The following is a 25,439-nucleotide window of genomic DNA, read 5'->3' on the forward strand; positions in this document are numbered from 1 at the left end:
AATGATATTTGACCGACAACAACAACGCCTGCTGTTAGAGGGAAAAGAGTATGCTCCCGAAGATATATCCCGGCTTGTGGCGGAAGGGGCGGGTAATTGCCCGCCTGCCTTGTGGGATTTGTATCTTTTCCTGAATGAGTGGTTTGATGCTTCTCCGATTATTACCGTACATACTTCGGGTTCCACAGGCGTCCCGAAAGAGTTGGTTGTGCGCAAGGACCGGATGATGCAAAGCGCACGCCTCACTTGTGAATTTTTGAATCTGCAAGCGGGGGATACTGCTTTGTTGTGTATGAATCTCCGTTATATTGGGGCAATGATGATGGTGGTGCGCTCTTTGGTGGCAGGACTGAATCTGGTTGTGCGTCCTGCTTCCGGTCATCCTCTTTCCGATGTCGAAGTACCTCTGAAATTTGCGGCGATGGTTCCTTTGCAGGTTTATAATACGATTCGTGTTCCTGCCGAGAGGAAGCGGCTGGAGCATACAGATATTCTGATTATCGGTGGCGGGGCGGTGGATGACAGCTTGGAAGCGGAATTAAAGACGATTCCGATAGCGGCCTACTCTACGTACGGCATGACAGAAACATTGTCGCATATTGCGTTGCGCCGCCTGAACGGAGAGGCTGCTTCCAAATGTTATTATCCCTTTCCTTCGGTCGAACTGTCTTTGTCCGCCGAGAATACGCTGATCGTTAAAGCTCCCCTGATTTGTGATGATGTTTTGCAGACTAATGATATTGCCTGTCTCTGTTCGGATGGAGGCTTTACCATTGCCGGACGGAAAGATAATGTCATCAACAGCGGCGGGATCAAGATACAGGCAGAAGAAATGGAAAACAGACTGCAACCGTTTATTCCTGTGCCATTTGCCGTTACAGCAGTTCCCGACCCCTGTTTGGGACAAGCGCTTACTTTACTGATAGCAGGGAAGCCGGATATAAAAGAACTGGAGAATAAGTTGCAGGCGGTGCTGGAAACATATTATCGTCCTAAACATATCTTTATAACAGAATTGATACCGCAAACGGAGAACGGCAAGATTGACCGTACCGGGTGTCGCATTTTAGCTCAACAAATGAACAGACTTCATCCACTGATGTTTGCCGGAACCGGCAGTGACGTCGGTAAAAGCATTATATCTGCCGCTTTTTGCCGTATATTCAAACAAGACGGATACCGGCCGGCACCTTTCAAGGCGCAGAATATGGCCCTTAATTCATACGCTACTCCCGAAGGATTGGAGATAGGGCGGGCTCAAGCTGTACAAGCGGAAGCAGCGGGGGTTCCCTGCCACACAGACATGAATCCGTTACTGCTGAAACCGCAGTCGGACTGTACCTCGCAGGTGGTCTTGAATGGTCGTCCTATCGGCAACCGCAGTGCGTACGGCTATTTCCATAAGGAAGGACGAGAGGAATTGCGCCGGGAAGTGTGCGCGGCCTATGACCGTCTTTCGAAAAAATATAATCCCGTTGTATTGGAGGGTGCGGGAAGTATTTCCGAAATCAATCTGCGGGAGGTCGATCTCGTGAACCTCCCTATGGCAATGTACGCCGGAGCCGATGTTATTCTGGTGGCGGATATTGATCGTGGCGGAGTCTTTGCCAGTGTGTATGGTTCGGTAATGTTGCTTACGCCCGAAGAACGCAAGCACGTCAAAGGTATTCTTATCAATAAGTTCAGGGGAGACATACGTCTTTTCGAATCCGGTGTTAAGATGCTGGAAGAGCTTTGCGGCATACCGGTGGTAGGGGTTGTTCCTTATTATAAGGATATATATATTGAGGAAGAAGATTCTCTTGCCCTTGCCACAAAATCTTTGCAGGCAGAGCAGGGGAAAGTGAACATTGCGGTGGTGCTTTTGCGTCATCTCAGTAACTTTACGGATTTCAACGTGTTGGAACGTGACCCTCGCGTACATCTTTTTTATACCAACAATACCGAGGAACTGGCGAAAGCGGATATAATTATTCTGCCCGGCAGCAAAAGCACGCTTGCCGATCTGTATGAGCTCCGCCGCAATGGGGTGGCGCAAGCTGTTGTTCGTGCTCATCGTGAAGGGGCTGCCGTCTTGGGCATTTGTGGCGGCTATCAGTTGATGGGGCAAGAGGTATTTGACCCTGACCATGTGGAGGGGGATATAGAACGTTTGCCCGGTCTTGGGTTGTTGCCTGTAAGCACAAGGATGACGGGAGAGAAAGTGACAAGGCAAGTGAAATTCCAATTGTTTGAAAACGGAGAACGGGCAACTGAAGATGGGACGTTAAAACTTTCTATGTCCGGTTATGAGATACACATGGGCAGTACCGTACCCATTGAGGGAACTTCTGCTTCTCCGTTGAATATGCTGGAAGACGGGCTGTGCGACGGATATATTGTAGACAGTACGTGTATGGGAACTTACATTCATGGTATTCTCGACAATCCGGAATTCATAGACTTTCTGCTTAAACCGTTTGCCGGTAAATTGTCGGAAACGGCAGAAGCATTCAACTATCAACAATTTAAGGAAGAACAGTATGATAAGCTTGCCGAGCATGTGAGACAACATGTCGATATGCCGCTTATCTACAAGATACTGACGGATAACATTTAAATCTGATGGGATATGATTGACGGTCATGGAGACGATTTCTACAAATTCAACTGCCCGATAACGGCTAATTTCAGTTCCAACGTTTATGGCAGAGTGGACCTTTCCCGGCTGCAAGCCCACCTGTGTGAATGTATTGGGGAGATAGGCAGTTATCCTGAACCAGAGCCCTATACGCTGGAAGCCTGCATAGCTTCCCGCCATCATCTGCCGTCCGGCACTGTTTGTGTGACAAATGGTGCAACGGAGGCTATATATCTCATTGCACAGACTTTCCGGGGTACGAATACGGCCATTTTACAACCCACTTTCAGCGAGTATGCGGATGCTTGCCACATGCATGGACACCGGGTGAGTTCGCTCTATCAGTTGCCCAAGGAGCAGGACGGGTATCGCTTGCCGGACGATGTGCGGATGTTATGGCTTTGCAATCCCAATAATCCTACGGGAACAGTGGTTGATAAAGAATATATGTGTGGATTGGTTGAACATAATCCGCAGGTTTGCTTTGTTATAGACCAGTCTTACGAATATTTCACGTTGTGCCCGCTTTTTTCGTCGGCAGAGGCGGCGGAGTATCCGAATGTACTGTTGTTACACTCCATGACGAAAAGGTATGCGATTCCCGGCTTGCGGCTTGGATATGTGACCGGTAATTCCGGTTTGCTGAAACGGTTGCGTACCAACCGTATGCCATGGTCGGTAAACCGGCTTGCCATTGAAGCGGGACTTTTCTTAATGGAGAATGATGTGCCTGCCCCATTGGATATAGCTGCTTATTTACAGGAAACGGCGCATCTGTGCAAAGCGCTCAAAGCCATAGGCGGGCTGGATGTTTGGGATACGCAGACGCACTTTATGCTGGTGCGGCTTCGCGTGGGCAAGGTGTCTGCCTTGAAAAAGTTTCTTGCCGAAGAGCATGGCATACTTATCCGGGATGCTTCCAATTTTGTTGGCCTGAACGAACAATTCTTCCGCATAGCTGCACAGACACCTGAAGAGAATAACAGGCTGGTGGCTGCAATAACAGAGTTTGTGATTTAAAGAAACATTCTTATGGAAGATATAATCATTATTTTAGGCATTGCTTTCAATCTGAATCTGCCGTTGCTTACAGCATGGTTGCTCGATCACTGGTTGGGAGATCCTGCTTGGTTGCCGCATCCTGTGGTAGCTTTTGGTAAGGCCATTTCTTTCTGTGAACATCGTTTGAACAAAGGGAATGTCCGTTTTCTGAAAGGGGCTGCCATGTCATTGCTGCTTGTTGCGGGGGCCTATCTGTCTGCGCTGCTCTTACTGCGTTGGGCTGCATCTTATTCTCCCGGTTTGCTTCTGACTTTGCAGGTGTTGCTGATTTTCTATTGTCTGGCAGGTACTACGCTGGTGCGCGAAGTCTGTGAGGTGTTTAAAGCAGTAGACCGTTCATTGGAAGAGGGAAGGAAGCAGGTGGCCCGCATTGTGGGACGCGACACCTCCGGACTTTCTGCTCAGGAAGTTCGTACGGCTGCGTTGGAGACGCTGGCAGAGAATTTGAGCGACGGCGTTATTGCTCCGCTTTTTTGGTACGCACTGCTGGGTGTTCCGGGAATGTTTGCTTATAAAATGGTAAACACACTTGACTCTATGATAGGGTATAAGAATGAGCGTTACCGTCGTTTCGGATGTTTTGCTGCCCATTTGGACGATGCGGCCAACTATATTCCCGCCCGCCTGACGGCTTTCCTCATGGTAGTTGCTTCGGGCAGGTTTTCGTTGTTGTTTTTTGTAGGGAAATATGGCAGCCGACATGCAAGCCCCAATTCCGGGTATCCGGAAGCGGCACTGGCAGGAATATTGAACTGCCGCTTCGGAGGACCTCACAACTATTTTGGAGAAGAGGTGTGGAAACCTTATATAGGTGACAATGAACGGCCTTTGACCACCGGGGATATGAAAGTTGCCATACGCATCAACCGCTGTGTGGAGTGGCTAATGATAATCATAGTTGTTGTGACCGCCACTTGTATGTTCAGTCCTGTCTCCCTCTAAAGTGTGATCCTTATGATGCCGCCATAAGGCGTCAGCGCATCAAATGCTTCTTCCGGTTTGATGACACCGGCGTATATTTGCGCACAGATCAGGACGCCGCCATGGGCAAAGATAGCTACCCGCTGATAGGGTTTTGCTTTCAGTTCATCGAGGAAGCGGCTGACACGTTGGTATTGCATGGCGAATGACTCTCCGCCGGTAGCTACTACATTCAAATAGTCGTTATACCATTCTTGCAGGCGCGGGTCGTCGTTGAGGTCAAAAGGTTTCATCTCCCAACTTCCGAAATTAATCTCCATAATCCGTTTGTCCCGTTCCGCATCCGGATAGCCGCAATAGCTGGCGAGACGTACGCAGCGTGTGAGTGGGCTGGTATATACGTGGTCGAAAGGAAGATAGTTTTTCAGGTTCTCTTGGGTAATGGCGGCTTCCTGTTCAAATGTCGGTTTCAAGGGAACATCCGTTTGCCCGTAGCATACACCGGGCGGGACATCAACAGAGGTGTGGCGAATAAGTATGACTTCCATAACTTTCAGATTAAATGTTTAATGAAAATAAAAGGGAACAGAGACGTATTTCGTAAGAAAATCAATGCCATAACCGGCGTAGATATAAACCATTATGAGACTGCCTATATAGAATGATAATTCGCAAAGCAGGAAAGCGGCTCCGCAACAATCTCCCGTATATCCTTGCAGGCGGCGTTTCATAAGGCGGCATAGCAATGCGAACGTGAGCAGCGGAAAGAGGGTGGCGGGCCACATTCTTATCGGCAGGAGCAGGACAAACGGAATCAATCCGCAGACGAAGGCCGATATCAGTTCTTTTCGGCTCATGCGGTTATAGACGACTTTGGCTTTGCTATCCTCTTCTTTCCGGGCATAGGGCAGATAGTTGATGAGTTGGGACGCGCAGAACTTAGACCAACAATCGCCGCAAAAGATGAGGATGCATAGGAAATTCAGGGGAAGATTGCGCATCTGCAACAGCAGCAGGAAATAGAATATTAATCCGATAACTCCATAGCTTCCTATGTGGGAGTCTTTCATAATGGCAAGCGTACGCTCACGTGTAGTGCCACCGCCGAACCCGTCCAGAAAGTCTGCCAGCCCGTCTTCGTGCAGGCAGCCTGTGACAAGCAGGCGGACAATAACAGCTATAATCCAGGCAATGGATACGGGCAATATCTGTCCGGACAGCCATAGCGCACCTGCCATGAGACCGCCCGTCAGCCAGCCCGTCAAAGGCCAGTAGGGGACTACGTGCTTGAAGCATTCGGCGGGTACTTCCTTTATTTTCCAGAAAGGCAGTCGTGTGAAGAAGATGAATGAAGCTAATATGTTGTTCATGAAAATCTGTGTTAATTCATACTGTCAATGTTTGTTTGCATGATATACGGCGCTCTCATCTCAAAAATATTTAGTGATGGCAGCATGTGCGAAGTTGTCCATTTCGTTAATCATGCGGACTGCCGAGACAACAATCGGGTATGCACATATTGCGCCTGTACCTTCTCCAAGCCTTAGTCCTAAGTGTAATAGAGGGTTAGCGTTTAGTTTTTCAAGTAGAAGTTTATGTCCGGATTCATCTCCGCAATGTCCAAAGATGGCATAGTCCAGCACTTCTGGATGTAACTTGCCGGCGGCAAGGATGCAATTTGTCATGATGAACCCGTCTACCAGGATAATCATTTTCAGTTCGGCGGCCTGCAACATGGCTCCTATTGCCATAACCATTTCCAGTCCGCCGAAGTGGCGGATGATGTCGCGCGGTGAACCGTCTCCCCGGTAGTTGTCCAGCGCTTGTTTCAAGATTTCATATTTGTGGCGGATACCTGCATTGTCCAAACCGCTTCCTGCGCCCACGCACTCTTTCAACGGGATGTCTGTGAAGCAAGTCATCCACATGGAAGAAGAGGAAGTGTTTCCTATGCCCATTTCTCCGAAACTCAGTATATTGCTGCCTTCTTCGTGGCAACGGCGCACTACTTCCGCGCCCCGTTCAAGGCAAAGCTCCATTTCCTCTTCGGTCATTGCTGCTTCATGCAGGTAGCTGCGTGTGCCTTTACGCACTTTCATATTGATGATGCCTTTTTCGTAAGGCAGGTCATAATCCACTCCGGCATCCACTATCTTTAGCGTAAATCCATGTTGACGGCACAGGAAATTAACGCCCGCACCCCCATGGAGGAAGTTGCTGATTTGCTGCCAGGTGATTTCTTTGGGCGATAGGCTGACCCCTTCTTCTACGATGCCATGATCGGCGGCAAAGATGATGTTTTGCGGATGTTGCAGGGTAGGAGTCAGAGTTTGCTGGATGAGGCCTATTTGCAATGCAAGACTTTCCAAAGTGCCTAAAGAGCCTTTCGGCTTGGTCAGGTTGTTGATTTTGTCAATCAATGCCGGGCGAATGGCTTCGTTCGGACGGGAGATATGAAATGTTTTCATCGTATTCTTTCAATATTCAATATTTGTTCTTTAATTCTTTATTCCTTTAATCTCTTATCTTCTTTTATTTTTACAGGTATGCCTGACACCATTAGAATGACTTCGTCTGCCTGCGAAGCGATGTATTGGTTCATCCAGCCTTGCATGTCCGTAAACTTCCGCTGTATCTCGTTTTCGGACGTACCTCCCATGCCTATTTCATTGGTGACAAAAATGAACGTGGCATCTTGTGAGGTAAAGCGGTCGAATTCTTCTTTGGCGGCGGTAAGGGCTTGGTCAGTATCGGCTTTAAGGTCGAAGAAGAAGTTGGTACACCACAGCGTAATGCAGTCTATCAGGATGGTGCGCCCGGACAGTGCATGGCGGCTCAACTCTTTTTCTTCTTCTATGTTGGTCCACTCAGGGCCACGTCTTGCCTGATGATGTATCACCCGTTTGCGAAACTCTTCGTCCCATATGCGTGCCGTAGCAAGATAGACAGGGGTGGAAGAGAGACTTAGAGCCAGCTTTTCGGCATAAGTGCTTTTGCCTGAACGGGACCCACCGGTGATAAGTATAATTCGTTTCATTGATTTTCTTGAGGTTTACAGGAAACAAATGTACATGAATTCTACGGTAGTGGCAAGAACAGAACATTTTTTAGTGGTTTCATTTTTTCTTTTTTAAAAGATTTCATTACCTTTGCCGATGTTTTCAGAACAAAGGAAACAGAACCTGCGGCAATAGCTCAGTTGGTAGAGCATCAGCTTCCCAAGCTGAGGGTCACGAGTTCGAACCTCGCTTGCCGCTCTTAATGGAAAGTCAGATAGTTATCGTAAGATTGCTATCTGACTTTTGTTTTAGGGGTAGGCTGCACTCTTCAGTTTCATAATATTGGCATGTGTTGATGCTTTGTAGTTATATATAATGTATTGGCATGTGTTGATGTTTTAGGAAGTTAATATAATAACCGTACGATGTTAACTTCGTAGCGGCACGATGTTAACTTATTAGGATGTAATAAGTTAACATCTATTTAGGGCGCCTGTATGCTTGTCGTAAGCGGTTGATTAAGACAGCTCTTCAAGAGGAAAAAGCCTGTGTCCATAAAGTCTGCAAAAAATAGTGTTTATATAATAAACGCTTTTCGCACAGAAATTTGTACTTTTGCACTCCGTTTAATATGAACCCGAATAGAAAACTTTAAAAACAAAATAAAATGGCAGTAGAATTGAAAGACCTTACCAAACGTAGTGAGAATTATTCTCAGTGGTACAACGAGTTGGTGGTAAAGGCCGATTTGGCAGAACAGTCGGCTGTGCGTGGATGTATGGTAATCAAGCCTTACGGATACGCTATCTGGGAGAAGATGCAGCGTCAGCTGGACGATATGTTCAAGGAGACAGGGCATGTAAATGCTTATTTCCCTTTGCTCATCCCGAAATCATTCCTCAGCCGCGAAGCGGAGCACGTAGAAGGCTTTGCCAAAGAGTGCGCCGTAGTGACACACTATCGTTTGAAGAACGATCCGAACGGTGGCGGTGTAGTGGTAGACCCTGCTGCAAAGCTGGAAGAGGAACTCATCATTCGTCCCACTTCGGAAACTATCATTTGGAACACCTATAAGAATTGGATAAACTCTTACCGGGACCTGCCTATCCTGTGTAACCAATGGGCAAACGTATTCCGCTGGGAGATGCGTACCCGCCTGTTCCTGCGTACCGCCGAGTTCTTGTGGCAGGAAGGCCATACAGCCCACGCCACCCGCGAGGAAGCCGAAGAGGAAGCTGTACGGATGCTGAACGTATATGGTGAGTTCGCTGAAAAGTACATGGCAGTGCCCGTTGTTAAAGGTGTGAAATCGGCCAACGAACGTTTTGCCGGCGCCCTCAACACCTATACAATTGAAGCGATGATGCAGGACGGCAAGGCTTTGCAAAGCGGTACTTCACACTTCTTGGGACAGAACTTTGCCAAAGCCTTCGATGTGCAGTTCGTAAACAAAGAAAATAAATTGGAATACGTATGGGCTACTTCATGGGGAGTATCTACCCGCCTGATGGGTGCGCTTATCATGACACATTCCGATGACAACGGTCTGGTGCTTCCGCCACACTTGGCTCCGATACAGGTGGTTATCGTGCCTATCTATAAGAATGCCGAGATGCTTGCCAAGATTGACGAGAAGGTGGCCGGCATCGTGGCCAAACTGAAGTCCATGGGTATCTCTGTGAAGTACGACAATGCCGACAACAAGCGTCCGGGCTTCAAATTTGCCGACTATGAGGTGAAAGGTGTTCCCGTTCGTCTGGTTATGGGTGGTCGTGACTTGGAGAACAACACAATGGAAGTAATGCGCCGCGATACGCTGGAAAAAGAAACCCGTTCTTGCGACGGCATCGAAGAATACGTGAAAGACCTGCTCGAAGAGATTCAGGCAAATATCTATAAGAAAGCGTTGGACTATCGCAACAATCGCATCACTACGGTAGACAGCTACGACGAATTCAAAGAAAAGATTGAAGAAGGCGGCTTTATTCTGGCTCACTGGGACGGAACCACCGAAACGGAAGAGAAGATTAAGGAAGAAACCAAAGCCACTATCCGCTGTATTCCGTTTGAGTCTTTCGTGCCGGGCGACAAAGAGCCGGGCAAGTGTATGGTGACCGGCAAACCGTCTGCTTGCCGCGTGATATTTGCACGTTCTTATTAATAATAAGGTGTTTTTATTTCTGCGGGATGAATATGGCTTTCATCCTGTGAGGTAAGCATAATACTGAGGGCTTTGTCAAAATGAGATTCCACTATCTGTTTTTGACAAAGCCCTCCTTTTTTTATTCTTTGGGGATAGTTCAACTCCGTTCTTTTACTTTTGGTCTGTACCAACCGTTGGTACGGCTCGTACCTCACAGTGGTATTGTCCGTACCAATGGTTGGTACAAGTCCTACCACTTATTGGTACAAGCAGTACCAGACGGTGGTATTTATTGGTACATATACACTGTTGATAAACAATACAGTACGGCGAAGAGAAATTATTGCTGTCTTTCCCGCTTGGATTGCACTTCCGGGCGGGACATCTTGGGTGAAATGCTGTCCGTAGCCATGCTCTTTTCAGCCGGTTGCTTCTTCAGCCTTTTCAGTTTCCATTTGTTCCAGAAGAGCAGCTCATTCCATTTATTGAAATCCTTTTTGAAGATGATGCCTATCCCTTGGGTGGTGAGGTTGGTCTTGGTATAATACCGGTCGTTTGTTTCGTTATACGCTTTCAGGCGTATGTCGCCGGAGCGGTTCACAAGCCATTCGGCTTGGAAGTCGCCCACGAAATTGGTGTTGGCCATCGGGTTGTCGCGGTAGCCGAAGTTGCCGTTGATGAGCAGTCGGTTGTTCAGCAGTTGTCCGGAGAGCATCGTCTCGAACTCCATATCGGTCCAGCCTTTTTCTCCGGTACTGAAATTTGTGCCGAAGTTCCAGTTGTTGCTGTCGATGATCTGTGAGAGAGCATTGTTCAGTTGTCCGGAAAGGGTGGAGGACAGCACACTCGACATCATATTGGAGTTGCCGGTGGCGTCCACATTCTCCGGGGTATAGAATTTGCCGATACCCAGCAGATAGAGTATTTGCAGGTTCATCTGTTCGTCCGTTGGGATGTAGTTGCGCACCAGTGCTTGCACTTCATCACGTTCATTGGGTAGTTCCAGACTCATTTTAATGTCCGGTGAAGTGAGTTGCCCGGTCAGTGCCATGAGGCAGTTCACCTTGATGCTGGTTTGGTTGACGTAGTTGCTGGCATCAGGAACAAGGTCGTTCAGCGAAGCGGAGTTCACAAGGTAACTTGCCTGGATGTCGAGGGTGGCATCCAGCGGCAGGCCGTTGAAGGTGATGGTGCTGCCGTCTTTGATGATGAAGTCCTTGCGGATAACTTCCTGCAAGCTGAATTTATAAACTCCCTGACTGATGCGGTAGCTGCCAAACATTTTCACGTCTCCTTTATTGTAGAATTCGGTGCGGATGTTTCCCGTACCTTTTCCGCTGATGTAGTCGCCGGCAACGGGATCCATGATGATTTTCATGGTGGCATCCGGGGTGGCATCTATCAGGAGGTTCAGCCGGATGTCGGTATCGCTTTCTTTCTCCAGAACTTCTTTCTGGGCCAGCTCGTATTCCGATGCCAGCATGACGGAGTCTTGCAGTATGCGGCGCGGCGTCTTGTCCACAAACTGTATGAACTGGTTGCTGACGGCCGAAGCAATACCTTCTTTCATATAGGTGAAGTTGGTGTTGCGGTTGGTGGTCATCGCTACGTCTATGTTGACGCCCTCTGCCGCATTGCCGGCAATGGTGGCGTTGCCTGTGCCGTAGACTGTGCCGTAGAAGGGGAAGTCGGGAGATTCCTTGGTGTTCATTACCAGCATGTTGTTGACGTCGAACTGGAAGCGGTATTCCAGGTTCTTGAAGTGCTGGTAGTGCAGGTAACCGTTGGCTCTTCCCTGATGCCCTTGCGTGTCGAAGATGCGGTTGTTGCGGAAGGTCAGCCCGCCGGGCTCGATGAGTATGCTGTCTTTCAGGGAGAAGGTGGTGTTGAGCACATCCACTTTAATGGAAGCGTCGCCGAATACACGCCCTTCCATGGTCAGCGCTTTGAATTTGCCGTAGAAATGGACATGGCCGCTGGCACGCCCGTTGAATTCGGGAGTGATGCTCTGCATGTAATGATGGATGAATTTCAGGTTGGTGCTGTCGGCTTCAATTTGCAGGTCGAGTGAGCTGGTAGGCTTTATGGGATAGATGTAGCCGTACACGTGGCTCTTGGCAATGTCTTTCTCGCGGATGCGGGCATCCAGATAGATGCCTTTCACATCGTGATGCCATTCGCCATGTATGTTGGCATCACCCAGCAGGCCTTCGTTCAGGCCGAGGTTATGTATGAATAAGTCGGTGCTCATTACCGGCTTTTTAAGTACGCCGCTGGCATACGCCGGGCCTGTGGCTTCGCCTTTGAAGTTGACACCTAAGTCGGCTATATCGAATACGTACCCTATATTAATCTCTTTCAGATTCAGGCGTACGGTGTCCTGAGGCTGTTCGGAAACGGTTCCGTTGATGCGCAGATGACGCTCTTTGTGGCTGAAATAGAAGTTGTTGACATGTATCTTTCCCGAATCGACCACGATCTGCGAAGGGTGTATCTTCCAGATGGTGTCGTTGAGGATTACGTCTGTCTCCTGAACATTGACGATTGTTTTCAAGGCGGGAATGTCTTTCCTGCCTTTATGGGCGGATCTTAGGTGTTGTTTGCCGCCGTCTGTCTCCCGAACCGATTCGCGGATGAATTGCGTAACGGCCGCCAGTTTGCCGCTATAAGTCACCGCACTACTGTTTCCCCAGTTGAAAACAGCCTGTATACGGTCGTCTTTGGCTTGGGCTTCCAGCGCTACATTGACCGCGCCGTTGGGCTTCCGGTTAGTGAAGCGTACCTTTGCCTGAAACTGTTCGCCCGGATTTTCACAGAGAAGAACGCCCGACTCAAAGAACTTTTCTTTATAGCTCAGCCGCGGGAAATAACCTTCCACACGCAATCGTTGCAATTTGTCGTTGAAGTAGCCTTTCAGTGTGGAGTGGGTATATACTTTCAACGGTATCTGGAATACGGTAGACAATATCTCCGTATTGTAGATGTGCAGGTCGAAGTAGAAATTATTGGCTGTTTCCCGGGGACGCTTGTCGGGTAATATCAAGGCGGGGATGTAGCGCCGCATGATGTTCAGTACGCTGGCGGGGAGGGTCTGGTACGAGTAATCACCCTCGATCGTACCCCGCAGGAAGTTGGAGTTTATAGTCAGCCGTTTCTGATGTTCATCGTTTTGGGTGGCGGCAATCCGCAGGTTGTCCATAAAGAAATTCTGGTCCGGAGCAGTATATTGCAGGCTGTCAATGTTGATTTCTCCATTCATATCGTTGATGGAGCTGCCGGTGAAGTCGGCTTTTATCTTGACAGATAATTCTGTGTCCTTATATTTGGGGGTGAGGTGAAGGGTGTTCGGACGGAAATGGCTGACGGCGGCGTGGAAATTGAATGTGGGTGTCTTGCCGGCTGTGTTGATTGCGCCGTTCAGCTGTATCGCGCCGTTTTCATCATCCAATGTCACGTTTCCGTTGAATCCGCCTTGTTTGTATTCTCCGTCCAGCGTGATGTTTTCATAGGTGTAATCGCTGTAATCTATGGAAGCAACCAGTCCCTTCATGGTAATGGAAGGATACTTTTTTTCGTAATGATTTCCTTTGAGGTCCATGTTGAAGGTTACTTTCCCGAATTTGTCGTTATTCAGCAGCTTGCCCAGTTCGAACTCTGCGGTCTTTACTGCACCGGAATAGGAAAAATAACCTTTTTCTTTGTCCGAACCGAACTTGAGGTCTGTCTTGACAGTGCCTATATCCGTACGCACTTCACCATAGGTGACCAGATCTGTGAAGTATCCGGATATTTCTCCCCGGAACGATACCGTACCTAAATGTTGCAATACCGGAGGTACTCCCTTATAGTCTTTGCTCAGGTTGCGGACAAAAAATGTGATGCCTTCCGGATCGGCGTATAAATTGGACAAGTTGCCGAATATGTAGGCATCCTGAGGGTGTGACAAGTCCTGCAAGGATACATCGCCTTTCAACAGGAAATGGTTATCGGCGGAAATCTGCAATTTGGGGCAATTAAGCTGGTTGACTGTTCCGTCGGCTTTCATTTCCAGTTGCAGCGTCTCCCTGAAAGGTTTGAAGGCTGGTACAAATGCAGATAAATCCTGCAATGCAACCGCCGAAGGCAACATGTGGAAAGAGAAGCGGACATCATTGGCGAAATTGCCGAAAGCTCCCAAACTGTCATATTCCATACGGATAGTGTCCATTGCCAGGGAGGTGTTGGGCAGGTCAATGGCAAAATTCTCTATCCACATCTTCTTGTTATTGGCCACTATCTTAAGACTTAATTTCTTTAGTTCAAAGCCGGAGTGGTCTTCTTCAACACTCATTCGCTTAATGGCGGCATTGATCGAATCGCTCTGAAGAGCTTTTAAGGAGATGTTGGCGAGAATGTTGGACAGGCGGATGTGCTGCGGATTGAACTTTCCCGGAGTTCTTTCGGCGGATAGGACATCGTAAGATACCCGCCCGCGACGTATCAGCAGGGAGTTGATGCGAAGATCCAGATTGCTTTTCTTCTTGACAGTGTCTTTGGAAGCGAACGCATCGAGTACGAACTGGAAATTGCTTGTCGCCTGAGGAGTGGGCTTTTCCAGATTAGCGTTGAAACTGAATAATTGTACGTTTCCGATAGATATTCTTCCGTTGAATAAGGGGAGTATCTCGAACTTGGCGGACAGACGCCCTACTTTAAGCAGCTCTTTTCCCGACTGGTCGTTCAGCATAAGGTCATCGATAATAATCCGGTTCAGCAACCCTATATTGATCCGCCCGATAGTAAGCCGGCTGCCCAATACGGAACTTAGCTCCTTAGCTACGAGTACAGACATCTGATGCTGGACATAAGGGATGTTCAGCAATAAAATTATCCCGATATAGAGCCCCAGCACTATACCGATTATCCAGCGTACTGTCGTTTTCAGCGTTCTGATAGGCGGTTAATTTTTTGTTCGGCCAACAAAAATATGAAATAATACGTTATGGATACTACTTTTATCACTACTTTTGCAGCGTTTAAACGTAAATAAACACTATGAGTACAATAATCTTAGGAATAGAATCTTCATGTGATGACACTTCTGCAGCAGTCATCAAGGACGGCTACCTGCTATCGAATGTTGTAGCCAGCCAGGCAGTTCACGAAGCTTATGGTGGAGTTGTTCCCGAATTGGCTTCACGTGCACATCAACAGAACATAGTGCCGGTGGTGCACGAGGCTTTGAAACGCGCCGGAGTCACAAAAGAAGAATTGAGCGCTGTGGCATTTACACGCGGTCCGGGACTAATGGGGTCTTTACTGGTAGGTGTATCGTTTGCCAAAGGGTTCGCTCGCTCGTTGGGTATTCCTATGGTGGATGTTAATCATCTGACAGGACATGTGTTAGCACATTTCATTAAAGCGGAAGGTGAAGACAATGTTCAGCCTGAATTTCCTTTTCTTTGCCTGCTGGTTTCTGGCGGAAATTCTCAGATTATTTTGGTGAAAGCCTATAACGATATGGAAATCCTGGGACAGACCATTGACGATGCTGCCGGTGAAGCTATTGACAAATGTTCAAAGGTAATGGGACTGGGCTATCCCGGAGGCCCGATTATTGATAAATTGGCACGTCAGGGCAATCCGAAGGCATTTACTTTCAGCAAACCGCATATTCCGGGATTGGATTATAGCTTCAGCGGCTTGAAAACCTCATTCTTGTATTCCTTGAGAGACTGGATAAAGGACGATCCCGATTTCATCGAGCATCATAAGACGGATTTGGCAGCTTCATTGGAGGCTACCATTGTCGATATATTAATGGATAAATTGCGTAAGGCGGCAAAGCAGTATAATATAAAAGAAGTGGCTGTTGCCGGCGGTGTATCGGCAAATAACGGTTTGCGCAACTCTTTCCGCGAACATGCGGCAAAATACGGTTGGAACATATTCATTCCTAAGTTCAGTTATACAACGGATAATGCTGCAATGATCGCCATTACCGGCTACTTCAAATATCTGGATAAGGACTTTTGTCCGATAGAAGCACCCGCTTATTCGCGTGTCACCTTGTAAGAAGAATATATTCCCTATATAATAAGGTATGAAGCTGGAAGAAGAAATAGGAGAACTGTTGAAAGCGAAGAGTCTGTCCCTTTCCACCGCTGAAAGTTGTACCGGTGGCGGAATTGCCGCCTTGATAACTTCGGTTCCGGGAAGCTCGGAGTACTTCAATGGAGGGATTGTGGCATATTCTAATGAAATAAAGCAAGATCTGCTTCATGTTTCTGCCGAAACACTGGCCAGACATGGTGCGGTGAGCCGGGAGACTGTTGTTGAAATGGTGAAAGGTGCGATGAAAACGCTGAAAACGGACTGTGCGGTTGCCACTTCGGGCATTGCAGGTCCCGGTGGTGGAACACAGGAAAAACCGGTGGGTACAATCTGGATAGCAGCTGCTTATAAAAATGAAATTGTGACAATGAAGCAGGAGGGAGATTGCGGAAGGGCAGGAAATGTACAGTGTGCTATTCAAAATGCGTTGTCGATGCTTTGCGGCAAACTGAAATGAGCAAAAAATGTTCTCGTACAATGAATTATTTTAGGAAAAACTTGTTTTGTAACGATAAAAGTGCTTACTTTGCGCTCTGTTTGAAATAAGTATAGATAAAAACTATAAAATAAAGATAGAAATGTCGAAGATTTGTCAAATTACCGGAAAGAAAGCCATGATTGGCAACAATGTTTCACACTCAAAGAGAAGAACAAAAAGAACCTTTGATTTGAACTTGTTTAACAAGAAATTCTATTATGTAGAACAAGACTGCTGGATCAGTCTGAGTATTTGCGCTAACGGTTTGCGCATTATTAATAAAAAAGGTCTGGATGCTGCTTTGAAGGATGCAGTAGCTAAGGGCTATTGTGATTGGAAAAGCATTAAAGTAATTGGCTAAAAAGTAGAGGAGAATACTGATTATGGCAAAGAAAGCAAAAGGTAACAGAGTGCAGGTGATTCTGGAATGTACAGAACACAAGGATAGCGGTATGCCGGGAACTTCTCGTTATATTACGACGAAGAACAGAAAAAATACTACCGAGAGACTGGAGTTGAAGAAATACAACCCGATTCTGAAGAGAGTAACAGTACACAAAGAAATCAAATAATAATAGTATAACCCATGGCAAAGAAAACAGTAGCAAGTTTGCACGATGGTTCTAAAGAAGGTCGTGCTTATACGAAGGTTATCAAGATGGTTAAGTCTCCGAAAACAGGTGCTTATTCTTTTGATGAACAAATGGTTCCTAACGAAAAAGTACAAGACTTTTTCAAAAAATAAGATGAATACAGTTGCTGCGAAGCGCTGATTACTTATAAAGCTCCTCTCATTGGAAGTATCCGGTGAGAGGATTTTTTTGTTATTAAATCGCTTCAACTTTTATTATTTGTCAGTTTTGTTATATCTTTGTAGCATAATGTATTATACAAAAGTGTAGACTATGGGATTTTTTAGTTTTTTCTCTAAGGAAAAGAAGGAAACGTTAGATAAAGGATTATCTAAGACAAAAGAAAGTGTATTCGGCAAGATAGCCCGCGCAGTGGCAGGAAAGTCGAAAGTAGACGATGAAGTGCTGGATAATCTGGAAGAGGTGCTGATAACTTCGGATGTGGGTGTAGAGACAACGTTGAAAATTATTGAACGTATCGAGAAGCGCGCCGCCGATGAAAAATATATGAATGCGCAAGAACTGAATATGATTTTGCGCGATGAAATCGCTGCTTTGCTGACGGAAAATAATTCAGATGATGTAGATGATTTTGAAACTCCGATTACGAAGAAACCTTACGTCATTATGGTGGTTGGAGTGAATGGCGTGGGAAAAACCACTACCATAGGTAAGCTGGCTTATCAGTTTAAGAAAGCCGGTAAATCTGTTTATCTGGGAGCGGCCGATACTTTTCGTGCGGCAGCGGTAGAGCAGTTGGTGATATGGGGGGAACGTGTAGGAGTTCCTGTTGTAAAGCAGAAAATGGGTTCGGATCCCGCCTCCGTAGCATTTGATACTCTGAGTTCGGCAGTAGCCAATAATGCTGACGTAGTGATTATTGATACAGCCGGGCGTCTGCATAATAAAGTGGGCTTGATGAATGAGCTGACTAAGATTAAGAATGTGATGAAGAAGGTTGTGCCGGATGCTCCTAATGAGGTGTTGCTTGTTTTGGATGGCTCTACCGGACAGAATGCTTTTGAGCAGGCCAAACAATTCACGCTGGCAACGGAAGTTACGGCAATGGCTGTGACTAAGTTGGACGGAACGGCTAAAGGCGGTGTTGTAATAGGTATTTCCGATCAATTCAAGATTCCTGTGAAGTACATAGGGTTAGGAGAGGGTATGGAAGACTTGCAAGTGTTCCGTAAGAAAGAATTTGTAGATTCATTGTTTGGGGGAAATGCATGAAACGGAAAACCATTGATATCATAACATTAGGTTGTTCTAAAAATTTGGTGGATTCAGAGCATTTGATGCGCCAATTAGAGGAAGCAGGTTTTTGTGTGACGCATGATGCCGAGCGTCCGAAAGGTCAGATTGCTGTGATTAACACCTGTGGCTTTATAGGTGATGCAAAGGAAGAGTCCATTAACATGATTCTTGAATTTGCACAGGCAAAAGAAGAAGGAAATTTGGAGAAACTCTATGTCATGGGTTGCCTTTCGGAACGCTATCTGAAAGAACTGGCTATTGAAATCCCCCAGGTTGATAAGTTTTACGGTAAGTTTAACTGGAAGGAACTGTTGCAGGATTTGGGTAAGGCATATCATGAGGAGCTTCATATAGAGCGTACGTTGACTACTCCCAAGCATTATGCTTATCTGAAAATATCGGAAGGATGCGACCGTAAGTGTTCGTACTGTGCCATTCCCATTATTACAGGGCGGCACATATCGCGTCCGATAGAAGAAATCTTGGATGAAGTGAGGTATCTTGTGGCTCGTGGGGTCAAAGAGTTTCAGGTCATTGCTCAGGAACTTACTTACTATGGAGTGGACTTGTACAAAAAGCAGATGTTGCCCGAATTAATCGAAAGAATTTCGGATGTTCCGGGCGTGGAATGGATACGTCTGCATTATGCCTATCCTGCCCATTTCCCTATGGACTTGTTCCGGGTTATGCGTGAGCGTTCTAATGTTTGTAAATATATGGACATTGCTTTGCAACATATCAGCGATAATATGTTGGATAAGATGCGCCGCCATGTAACTAAGGAGGAAACTTATCGTCTGATAGAAAAATTTCGTGAGGAAGTGCCCGGAATTCATTTGCGCACTACGCTTATGGTGGGACATCCGGGAGAAACGGAAGCTGATTTTGAGGAGTTGAAAGAGTTTGTCCGTAAGGTTCGCTTCGATAGAATGGGGGCATTTGCATATTCCGAAGAAGAAGGTACGTATGCTGCGGCCCATTACGAAGATGCTGTTCCTCCGGAGGTGAAGCAGGCCCGATTGGATGAACTGATGTCTATTCAGCAAGGCATTTCTGCGGAACTGAGTGCGGGAAAAGTGGGTAAGCGGATGAAGGTGATTATCGACCGTAGGGAAGGTGATTATTATGTTGGGCGCACTGAATTCGATTCTCCTGAGGTGGATCCTGAGGTGCTGATTGAATGTGGGGATGCGTCGTTGGAAATCGGTAACTTTTACCAGGTGGAGATAATAAACTCCGATGATTTCGACCTTTTTGGCCGGATTATTTAAATATTTTTCCCAAACTCCTTGTGTATGTGGGGAAGATTTGCTAATATAGCACCGTAGTTCACAATTTTAAAGCTTGGATTTTGAATAACAAAGAATTTACTTCTGAATTGTCACGACGGTTGGGGTACACTTTAAAGGATACCTCGGAGCTGGTTACATCCTTGTTGTCGGACATGACGCGGCAGTTGGAAGAAGGGAATGTGATTTCCATACAAGGCTTTGGAACATTCGAGGTAAAGAAGAAAGCTGAACGTATATCTGTGAATCCGACAACCAAGCAGCGCATGCTGGTTCCACCCAAGTTGGTGTTGACTTATAAACCCAGTACGTTGTTAAAAGATAAGTTTAAGTAATCTTGCTTTTAAATCTTCCATATTATGAATGAGAAACTAAACATACAGGACTTAATTGATTTGCTGGCTGAAAAGCATGGCATGAGCAAGAAAAATGCTGATAGTTTTGTGAAGGAATTCTTCCAGTTGATTGAGGAAGCGCTGGAAAAAGATAAGTATGTGAAGGTAAAAGGGCTGGGGGCTTTTAAACTGATTGATGTGGAAAGCCGCGAAAGTGTCAATGTCAATACGGGGGAACGTTTTGAGATACAGGGACATACTAAAGTTTCATTTACTCCCGAACCTGCCCTGAAAGACCTCATCAATAAGCCATTCTCGCATTTTGAAACGGTGGTGCTCAATGACAATACAGTCTTGGAAGACACCCCTGTGGATAATAGTGATAATGAGGATGAAGAAAACGCCGGGCAAAAGACAGAGGAAGTAACTGCTGCTACATCGGAAGATATTGAGACGCCGAAAGAAAAAATTGAAAACCGGGAAGAAGCAGCAATATCGGAAGAAGTAACAATATCGGAAGCAGCAACAACTTTTGAAACAGCGACTTCGGAGGAAACAATGACTTCGGAGGAGGAAAAAACAGAAACCCCGGAGGAAGCGGAGGTGATGAAAACCGATGCGTCAACCGAATCTTCTACAATGAAATATTTCATTGGAATTGTAGTGTTTGTAGTGCTGTTGTGTGCAGGAGCCATTGCTTATTTATATTCCCCGGAATTATTCGATAATCTGTCATCAGAACCTCCTGTTGAGAAAGTGGTTGATGCCGGAACTGACAAACCGGCAGATAATACAGCCTTGGCAGATAGTGTTGCCGTTAAAGATACTGTAACTGTCACTGAAGCAGATACAGATACAGCATCCGGAAGTCCGGTTGCTGAACCTGTAACAAAGAAACCGGATGCACCTGTTGTCGCCAGGCGACCTGATCCGGTTAATACCACGTCGGTATCTCAGACGCAAAAAACGACTGCTCAAACTCAAAAAACAACCGGAACCGCGTATATACCCGATTCTACCAGTTATACTATTGTGGGAACGGAAACCACCTATACGATTAAATCGGGAGAAACTTTAACAAAAGTAGCCCTCCGTTTTTATGGTACTAAGGTGCTTTATCCATATATTGTAAAGCATAATCCGGCTGTTATTAAGAATCCGAATAATGTACCCGCAGGTACAACGATAAAGATCCCGAAATTAAAAAAGAAGCAGTAAAAAATTACTGCTTCTTTTTTTGCTAAATACTAAACTCTATGAAAGTAGTTTAATCTAAAGGTTTCGCATAGTTTTTTAATAAAAATTAGTTGCTATGGTTAATTTATTCCCGTACTTTTGGAAGCGAAAAGATAATTACCGGCTTTCAACCGGGCTAAAATGAAAATTAAACATTAAAAATACATTGATTTATGGCTGAAACAATTGATATCCGCGAGCTGAATGAGCGGATTGAAAGACAAAGTGCTTTCGTTACCAATCTTACTACGGGCATGGACCAGGTTATTGTAGGGCAAAAGCATCTGGTAGAGTCGTTGTTAATTGGTCTGTTGTCCGACGGACATGTGCTGCTGGAAGGTGTGCCGGGTTTGGCAAAAACATTAGCTATCAAAACGTTGGCTTCATTGATCGACGCGCAGTACAGCCGTATTCAGTTTACGCCGGACTTGTTGCCGGCCGACGTTATCGGTACAATGGTTTACAGTCAGAAAGATGAGACTTTCCAAGTGAAGCGAGGTCCGGTATTTGCTAATTTCGTATTGGCGGATGAAATAAATCGTGCTCCGGCCAAAGTCCAGAGTGCCCTGTTGGAAGCTATGCAGGAACGTCAGGTTACAATAGGCAAGGAGACCTTCAAGTTGCCCGAACCATTCTTGGTGCTTGCTACCCAGAACCCTATTGAGCAGGAAGGTACATATCCGCTGCCCGAAGCACAGGTGGACCGTTTTATGCTGAAAGTTGTCATCGACTATCCGAAACTGGAAGAGGAGAAATTGATTATACGTCAGAATATAAACGGAGATAAGCTGAATGTGAAGCCTATTTTGAAAGCTGATGAGATCATCGAAGCTCGTAAAGTTGTGCGTCAGGTATATCTGGATGAGAAAATTGAGAAATACATTGTCGATATTGTATTTGCAACCCGCTATCCGGAGAAATACGATCTGAAGGAACTGAAGGATATGATTGGATTTGGTGGCTCACCTCGTGCTTCCATCAATTTGGCGTTGGCAGCTCGTAGCTATGCTTTCATCAAGCGTCGTGGCTACGTTATTCCTGAAGACGTACGTGCTGTGGCACATGATGTATTGCGTCATCGTATCGGCTTGACTTATGAGGCAGAAGCAAGCAATATGACTTCTGACGAAATTGTCAGCAAGATTTTGAATAAAGTTGAAGTGCCCTAATGTGTAAATAAATATCGTAGCCGTAAGGTTGATGTTGAAAGAGCGCTCCTGTTCTTTTACTAAAACGGGGGAAAAGATTTAGTATATCCTTACCGATGTTTTAGTAAAAAGGAAAGAAAGATTTAGTAAAAGACGTATGTCGTATACTAAGTTGTTGTTTACTAAATATTTATGTGTTACTGAATGGAAACCACTGATTTGTTAAAAAAAGTCCGTCAAATTGAGATAAAAACGCGCGGATTATCCAATAATATCTTTGCAGGCCAATATCATTCGGCTTTTAAAGGCAGGGGTATGGCTTTTTCCGAAGTGCGTGAATATCAGTTTGGTGACGATATACGCGACATAGACTGGAATGTGACGGCGCGCTTCCACAAACCATTTGTGAAGGTGTTTGAAGAAGAGCGTGAGTTGACTGTTATGTTGCTGGTAGATGTTTCCGGTAGTTTGGAGTTCGGTACAGTGAAGCAGATGAAAAAGGATATGGTGACAGAAATAGCTGCCACATTAGCTTTTTCTGCCATTCAGAACAACGATAAGATCGGTGTCATCTTCTTTTCAGACCGGATAGAAAAGTTTATTCCGCCTAAGAAAGGGCGTAAACACATTTTATATATCATTCGAGAGTTGCTTGATTTTCATCCGGAAAGCCGGCGGACAAACATTCGCCTTGGGCTGGAGTATCTTACGAATGTGATGAAGCGCCGCTGCACTGCTTTTGTTTTATCAGACTTTATTGACCGGGAGAACTTTAAGAATGCCATGACTATTGCCAATCGCAAGCATGATGTTGTGGCTATTCAGGTCTATGACCGTCGTGTAGAGGAATTGCCTGCCGTAGGACTGATGAAAATAAAAGATGCGGAAACAGGGCATGAACAGTGGATTGATACTTCTTCACGTGCTGTACGCCGCGCTCACCATGATTGGTGGGTGAACAAACAGGCGGAACTGAATGAAACATTTACCAAAAGCAATGTCGATAATGTGTCGGTACGTACAGACCAGGACTATGTTAAGGCATTGATGAATTTGTTTGCGAAACGAAATTAATCGGAAAATGAAAAGACATATATTTCTGATAACACTGTTGGCAGTCTTGACGGGTAGGATAGCAGCCCAGTCGGTGACGGTGGATGCTACGATTGACTCTTTGCAGATCCTCATTGGAGAGCAAGCCAAAATCAAGCTCCAAGTGGCATTGGATGCTGATAAGCGTGCTATTTTTCCCGCCTATGCCGATACTTTGGTGCGTGGAGTGGAAATAATCGATATAGCCAAGCCGGATACGCAAATGCTGAATGACGGCAGGCGCTCGTTGATAACGCAGGAGTATACCGTAACTTCATTTGATTCGGCATTATACTATCTGCCACCGATGGAGGTGCTTGTCGATAATAAGGCATACCGTTCCAAGGCTTTGGCATTGAAAGTATATTCAATGCCGGTAGACACGTTGCATCCCGACCAGTTCTTTGGCCCGAAGCCCGTAATGAAAGCTCCCTTTGCATGGGAAGATTGGTATATGGCCATCGCTTGTGCTGTGCTGTTTGCGCCCTTCTTGTTGCTGCTTATCTACCTTGTGAAACGTATTCGTGATAATAAGCCGATTATTCGCAAGGTGAAAGTGGAGCCCAAATTGCCGCCGCATCAATTGGCTATGCAGGAAATAGAGCGCATTAAGAGTGAGAAGGTTTGGCAGAAAGGACAGTCGAAGGAATATTATACGGAACTGACAGATGCTATTCGTACTTATATAAAGAATCGTTTCGGCTTCAATGCATTGGAGATGACGTCTTCTGAAATTATTGATAAGTTGCTGCAAATGAATGATAAAGATGCTATCTCTGATTTGCGTTCCTTGTTTCAGACGGCGGATTTAGTGAAGTTTGCCAAGCATAGTCCGCTGATGAATGAGAACGATGCTAATTTGATTAGCGCAATCGATTTTATCAATGAAACGAAAGAAAAGGAGGACGAGAATGTCAAACCGCAGCCCACTGAGATCACTATTATTGAGAAGCGGCCTTTGCGTACCAAGATATTGCTTGGCATAGGGATTGCGGCCTTAGCAGCGGCCCTTATCGGTTCGTTGATATATATCGGTTCGGAGTTATACAACTATTTTGCTTGATGAGCGGGTAGGAGGGAACTTCAGTCATAAATTGTAAATTGTAAAATTGTAAATATCATGGTTTTTGCCAATATTGAATATTTATTCTTACTGCTGTTGCTTATACCTTATATAGTATGGTATATCATGAAACGGAAGAATAGTGAAGCTACGCTTCAGATTTCGGACGCTCGTGTATATGCGCATACCCCGAAAAGTTATAAGAACTATTTGCTGCATGTACCGTTTGCATTGCGAATAATTGCTTTGGCATTGGTTATTCTTATTTTGGCCCGGCCTCAAACAACCAATAGTTGGCAGAATAGCGAAATAGAAGGTATTGATATAATGCTTGCCATAGACGTTTCTACCAGTATGTTGGCCGAAGATTTGAAGCCTAACCGGCTGGAAGCGGCAAAGGATGTGGCGGCGGAGTTTATCAATGGACGGCCGAATGATAATATCGGTATCACGCTGTTTGCCGGAGAGAGTTTTACGCAATGCCCGCTGACAGTAGATCATGCCGTTCTTCTGAATTTGATAAAGGACGTAAAGTGCGGACTTATTGAGGACGGTACAGCGGTGGGAATGGGCATCGCCAACGCGGTTACCCGGTTGAAAGACAGCAAGGCCAAATCAAAAGTTATCATTCTGCTGACGGATGGTACGAACAACAAAGGAGATATTTCTCCATTGACGGCTGCCGAAATTGCAAAAAGTTTCGGTATTCGTGTCTATACCATCGGTGTGGGTACTAACGGTATGGCGCCATATCCGTATCCGGTAGGCGGGACAGTGCAATACGTCAATATGCCGGTTGAGATAGACGAAAAGACTTTGACACAAATTGCCGGGACAACAGACGGCAATTATTTTCGTGCTACGAGTAATTCGAAGCTGAAAGAGGTATATGAAGAAATTGACAAACTGGAGAAAACGAAACTGAGTGTGAAAGAATACAGTAAGCGTCAGGAGGAATACCGCTGGTTTGCACTGGCTGCTTTCTTCTGCGTACTGCTGGAAGTCCTGTTGCGCAATTCGATATTGAAGAAAATACCGTAAGGAAGTTTGTGATTTTTTTATGGATGTGCT

Annotated in this window: 22 protein-coding genes and 1 tRNA gene; 18 read left to right on the forward strand and 5 right to left on the reverse strand. The window is 45.9% G+C overall.

The window, feature by feature from the left end:
• The first annotated feature begins 1 nt into the window (after position 1).
• Genes NQ546_RS17345 through cbiB form a run of 3 tightly spaced genes read left to right on the forward strand, consistent with a single transcriptional unit; the run spans position 2 to position 4,624 of the window.
• Positions 2 to 2,599: a cobyric acid synthase gene (locus tag NQ546_RS17345; protein WP_004291065.1), complete on the forward strand. Its 2,598-nt coding sequence runs from the start codon at positions 2 to 4 to the stop codon at positions 2,597 to 2,599.
• A gap of 12 nt (positions 2,600 to 2,611) precedes the next feature.
• Positions 2,612 to 3,640, forward strand: coding sequence for a threonine-phosphate decarboxylase (locus tag NQ546_RS11100; RefSeq protein WP_004291064.1), 1,029 nt, complete (start codon positions 2,612 to 2,614; stop codon positions 3,638 to 3,640).
• Positions 3,641 to 3,652: 12 nt separating this feature from the next.
• A complete protein-coding gene (gene cbiB / locus NQ546_RS11105) occupies positions 3,653 to 4,624 on the forward strand; it encodes an adenosylcobinamide-phosphate synthase CbiB (protein WP_004291063.1) in 972 nt (323 codons plus the stop codon).
• On the opposite strand, the gene cobC is transcribed toward cbiB, so the two are convergent.
• From cobC to cobU, 4 genes are read right to left on the reverse strand one after another with little or no spacing between them, the layout of a single operon-like run.
• On the reverse strand, positions 4,621 to 5,151 hold the full coding sequence (gene cobC, locus NQ546_RS11110) for an alpha-ribazole phosphatase (protein ID WP_004291062.1): 531 nt from the start codon (positions 5,149 to 5,151) through the stop codon (positions 4,621 to 4,623). The two genes, cbiB and cobC, sit on opposite strands and share 4 nt — an antisense overlap.
• 18 nt (positions 5,152 to 5,169) lie before the next feature.
• Positions 5,170 to 5,973, reverse strand: coding sequence for an adenosylcobinamide-GDP ribazoletransferase (gene cobS, locus NQ546_RS11115; protein ID WP_004291061.1), 804 nt, complete (start codon positions 5,971 to 5,973; stop codon positions 5,170 to 5,172).
• A gap of 60 nt (positions 5,974 to 6,033) precedes the next feature.
• Positions 6,034 to 7,071 (reverse strand): nicotinate-nucleotide--dimethylbenzimidazole phosphoribosyltransferase, encoded by a 1,038-nt coding sequence (gene cobT, locus NQ546_RS11120; RefSeq protein ID WP_004291060.1) that lies wholly within the window; start codon positions 7,069 to 7,071, stop codon positions 6,034 to 6,036.
• Between the two features lie 38 nt (positions 7,072 to 7,109).
• On the reverse strand, positions 7,110 to 7,640 hold the full coding sequence (gene cobU, locus NQ546_RS11125; RefSeq protein WP_004291059.1) for a bifunctional adenosylcobinamide kinase/adenosylcobinamide-phosphate guanylyltransferase: 531 nt from the start codon (positions 7,638 to 7,640) through the stop codon (positions 7,110 to 7,112).
• A 147-nt stretch (positions 7,641 to 7,787) separates the two neighbouring features.
• On the opposite strand from cobU, the gene NQ546_RS11130 reads away from it, so the two are divergent.
• Together NQ546_RS11130 and proS are read left to right on the forward strand one after the other, a co-directional pair.
• Positions 7,788 to 7,860 (forward strand) — tRNA-Gly (locus tag NQ546_RS11130).
• A 409-nt stretch (positions 7,861 to 8,269) separates the two neighbouring features.
• Positions 8,270 to 9,763, forward strand: coding sequence for a proline--tRNA ligase (proS, locus tag NQ546_RS11135; RefSeq protein ID WP_004291057.1), 1,494 nt, complete (start codon positions 8,270 to 8,272; stop codon positions 9,761 to 9,763).
• Positions 9,764 to 10,085: 322 nt separating this feature from the next.
• On the opposite strand, the gene NQ546_RS11140 is transcribed toward proS, so the two are convergent.
• Complete coding sequence (locus NQ546_RS11140) at positions 10,086 to 14,576, reverse strand: translocation/assembly module TamB domain-containing protein (protein WP_039953283.1); 4,491 nt, start codon at positions 14,574 to 14,576, stop codon at positions 10,086 to 10,088.
• Positions 14,577 to 14,779: 203 nt separating this feature from the next.
• Between NQ546_RS11140 and tsaD the strand changes: the two genes are divergently transcribed.
• The 13 genes from tsaD (at position 14,780) to NQ546_RS11205 (ending at position 25,409) form a co-directional block, all read left to right on the forward strand.
• A complete protein-coding gene (gene tsaD / locus NQ546_RS11145) occupies positions 14,780 to 15,799 on the forward strand; it encodes a tRNA (adenosine(37)-N6)-threonylcarbamoyltransferase complex transferase subunit TsaD (RefSeq protein WP_004291054.1) in 1,020 nt (339 codons plus the stop codon).
• Positions 15,800 to 15,827: 28 nt separating this feature from the next.
• Entirely contained in the window at positions 15,828 to 16,295 is a 468-nt protein-coding gene (locus tag NQ546_RS11150) for a CinA family protein (protein ID WP_004291053.1), read from the forward strand.
• 121 nt (positions 16,296 to 16,416) lie between these two features.
• A complete protein-coding gene (gene rpmB / locus NQ546_RS11155; protein WP_004291052.1) occupies positions 16,417 to 16,677 on the forward strand; it encodes a 50S ribosomal protein L28 in 261 nt (86 codons plus the stop codon).
• 22 nt (positions 16,678 to 16,699) lie between these two features.
• Positions 16,700 to 16,888, forward strand: a complete 189-nt coding sequence (rpmG, locus tag NQ546_RS11160) for a 50S ribosomal protein L33 (protein WP_002560155.1) — start codon at positions 16,700 to 16,702, stop codon at positions 16,886 to 16,888.
• Between the two features lie 14 nt (positions 16,889 to 16,902).
• Positions 16,903 to 17,061 (forward strand): DUF4295 domain-containing protein, encoded by a 159-nt coding sequence (locus NQ546_RS11165; protein WP_004291051.1) that lies wholly within the window; start codon positions 16,903 to 16,905, stop codon positions 17,059 to 17,061.
• Positions 17,062 to 17,221: 160 nt separating this feature from the next.
• Positions 17,222 to 18,181 (forward strand): signal recognition particle-docking protein FtsY, encoded by a 960-nt coding sequence (gene ftsY, locus NQ546_RS11170; RefSeq protein ID WP_004291050.1) that lies wholly within the window; start codon positions 17,222 to 17,224, stop codon positions 18,179 to 18,181.
• Positions 18,178 to 19,476 carry a 30S ribosomal protein S12 methylthiotransferase RimO gene (gene rimO, locus NQ546_RS11175; RefSeq protein WP_004291049.1) on the forward strand — a complete coding sequence of 433 codons (1,299 nt, stop codon included), beginning with the start codon at positions 18,178 to 18,180 and terminating at the stop codon, positions 19,474 to 19,476. The genes ftsY and rimO overlap by 4 nt, the downstream gene beginning before the upstream one ends.
• Before the next feature lie 80 nt (positions 19,477 to 19,556).
• Entirely contained in the window at positions 19,557 to 19,829 is a 273-nt protein-coding gene (locus NQ546_RS11180) for an HU family DNA-binding protein (protein ID WP_004295014.1), read from the forward strand.
• 24 nt (positions 19,830 to 19,853) lie between these two features.
• Entirely contained in the window at positions 19,854 to 21,047 is a 1,194-nt protein-coding gene (locus NQ546_RS11185) for an HU family DNA-binding protein (protein WP_004291046.1), read from the forward strand.
• Positions 21,048 to 21,238: 191 nt separating this feature from the next.
• On the forward strand, positions 21,239 to 22,234 hold the full coding sequence (locus tag NQ546_RS11190) for an AAA family ATPase (protein ID WP_004291045.1): 996 nt from the start codon (positions 21,239 to 21,241) through the stop codon (positions 22,232 to 22,234).
• A 183-nt stretch (positions 22,235 to 22,417) separates the two neighbouring features.
• Positions 22,418 to 23,287 (forward strand): DUF58 domain-containing protein, encoded by an 870-nt coding sequence (locus tag NQ546_RS11195; RefSeq protein ID WP_004291044.1) that lies wholly within the window; start codon positions 22,418 to 22,420, stop codon positions 23,285 to 23,287.
• 7 nt (positions 23,288 to 23,294) lie between these two features.
• Positions 23,295 to 24,368, forward strand: coding sequence for a hypothetical protein (locus tag NQ546_RS11200; RefSeq protein WP_004291043.1), 1,074 nt, complete (start codon positions 23,295 to 23,297; stop codon positions 24,366 to 24,368).
• 57 nt (positions 24,369 to 24,425) lie between these two features.
• The gene (locus tag NQ546_RS11205) at positions 24,426 to 25,409 is read left to right on the forward strand and encodes a vWA domain-containing protein (protein WP_004291042.1); all 984 of its coding nucleotides are present in this window, start codon (positions 24,426 to 24,428) and stop codon (positions 25,407 to 25,409) included.
• Positions 25,410 to 25,439: the final 30 nt, after the last annotated feature.

The sequence above is a fragment of the Bacteroides eggerthii genome, assembly GCF_025146565.1.
GTDB lineage: Bacteria > Bacteroidota > Bacteroidia > Bacteroidales > Bacteroidaceae > Bacteroides > Bacteroides eggerthii.

Coding starts and splice junctions, on each gene's coding strand:
- cbiB (WP_004291063.1), top strand. CDS start 3,653: ATGGAAGATATAATCATTATTTTAGGCATTGCTTTCAATCTGAATCTG.
- NQ546_RS11185 (WP_004291046.1), top strand. CDS start 19,854: ATGAATGAGAAACTAAACATACAGGACTTAATTGATTTGCTGGCTGAA.
- NQ546_RS11100 (WP_004291064.1), top strand. CDS start 2,612: ATGATTGACGGTCATGGAGACGATTTCTACAAATTCAACTGCCCGATA.
- rpmB (WP_004291052.1), top strand. CDS start 16,417: ATGTCGAAGATTTGTCAAATTACCGGAAAGAAAGCCATGATTGGCAAC.
- rpmG (WP_002560155.1), top strand. CDS start 16,700: ATGGCAAAGAAAGCAAAAGGTAACAGAGTGCAGGTGATTCTGGAATGT.
- NQ546_RS17345 (WP_004291065.1), top strand. CDS start 2: ATGATATTTGACCGACAACAACAACGCCTGCTGTTAGAGGGAAAAGAG.
- cobS (WP_004291061.1), bottom strand. CDS start 5,973: ATGAACAACATATTAGCTTCATTCATCTTCTTCACACGACTGCCTTTC.
- NQ546_RS11150 (WP_004291053.1), top strand. CDS start 15,828: ATGAAGCTGGAAGAAGAAATAGGAGAACTGTTGAAAGCGAAGAGTCTG.
- NQ546_RS11140 (WP_039953283.1), bottom strand. CDS start 14,576: ATGTCTGTACTCGTAGCTAAGGAGCTAAGTTCCGTATTGGGCAGCCGG.
- NQ546_RS11190 (WP_004291045.1), top strand. CDS start 21,239: ATGGCTGAAACAATTGATATCCGCGAGCTGAATGAGCGGATTGAAAGA.
- rimO (WP_004291049.1), top strand. CDS start 18,178: ATGAAACGGAAAACCATTGATATCATAACATTAGGTTGTTCTAAAAAT.
- NQ546_RS11205 (WP_004291042.1), top strand. CDS start 24,426: ATGGTTTTTGCCAATATTGAATATTTATTCTTACTGCTGTTGCTTATA.
- NQ546_RS11200 (WP_004291043.1), top strand. CDS start 23,295: ATGAAAAGACATATATTTCTGATAACACTGTTGGCAGTCTTGACGGGT.
- ftsY (WP_004291050.1), top strand. CDS start 17,222: ATGGGATTTTTTAGTTTTTTCTCTAAGGAAAAGAAGGAAACGTTAGAT.
- cobT (WP_004291060.1), bottom strand. CDS start 7,071: ATGAAAACATTTCATATCTCCCGTCCGAACGAAGCCATTCGCCCGGCA.
- NQ546_RS11165 (WP_004291051.1), top strand. CDS start 16,903: ATGGCAAAGAAAACAGTAGCAAGTTTGCACGATGGTTCTAAAGAAGGT.
- proS (WP_004291057.1), top strand. CDS start 8,270: ATGGCAGTAGAATTGAAAGACCTTACCAAACGTAGTGAGAATTATTCT.
- cobU (WP_004291059.1), bottom strand. CDS start 7,640: ATGAAACGAATTATACTTATCACCGGTGGGTCCCGTTCAGGCAAAAGC.
- NQ546_RS11195 (WP_004291044.1), top strand. CDS start 22,418: ATGGAAACCACTGATTTGTTAAAAAAAGTCCGTCAAATTGAGATAAAA.
- cobC (WP_004291062.1), bottom strand. CDS start 5,151: ATGGAAGTCATACTTATTCGCCACACCTCTGTTGATGTCCCGCCCGGT.
- tsaD (WP_004291054.1), top strand. CDS start 14,780: ATGAGTACAATAATCTTAGGAATAGAATCTTCATGTGATGACACTTCT.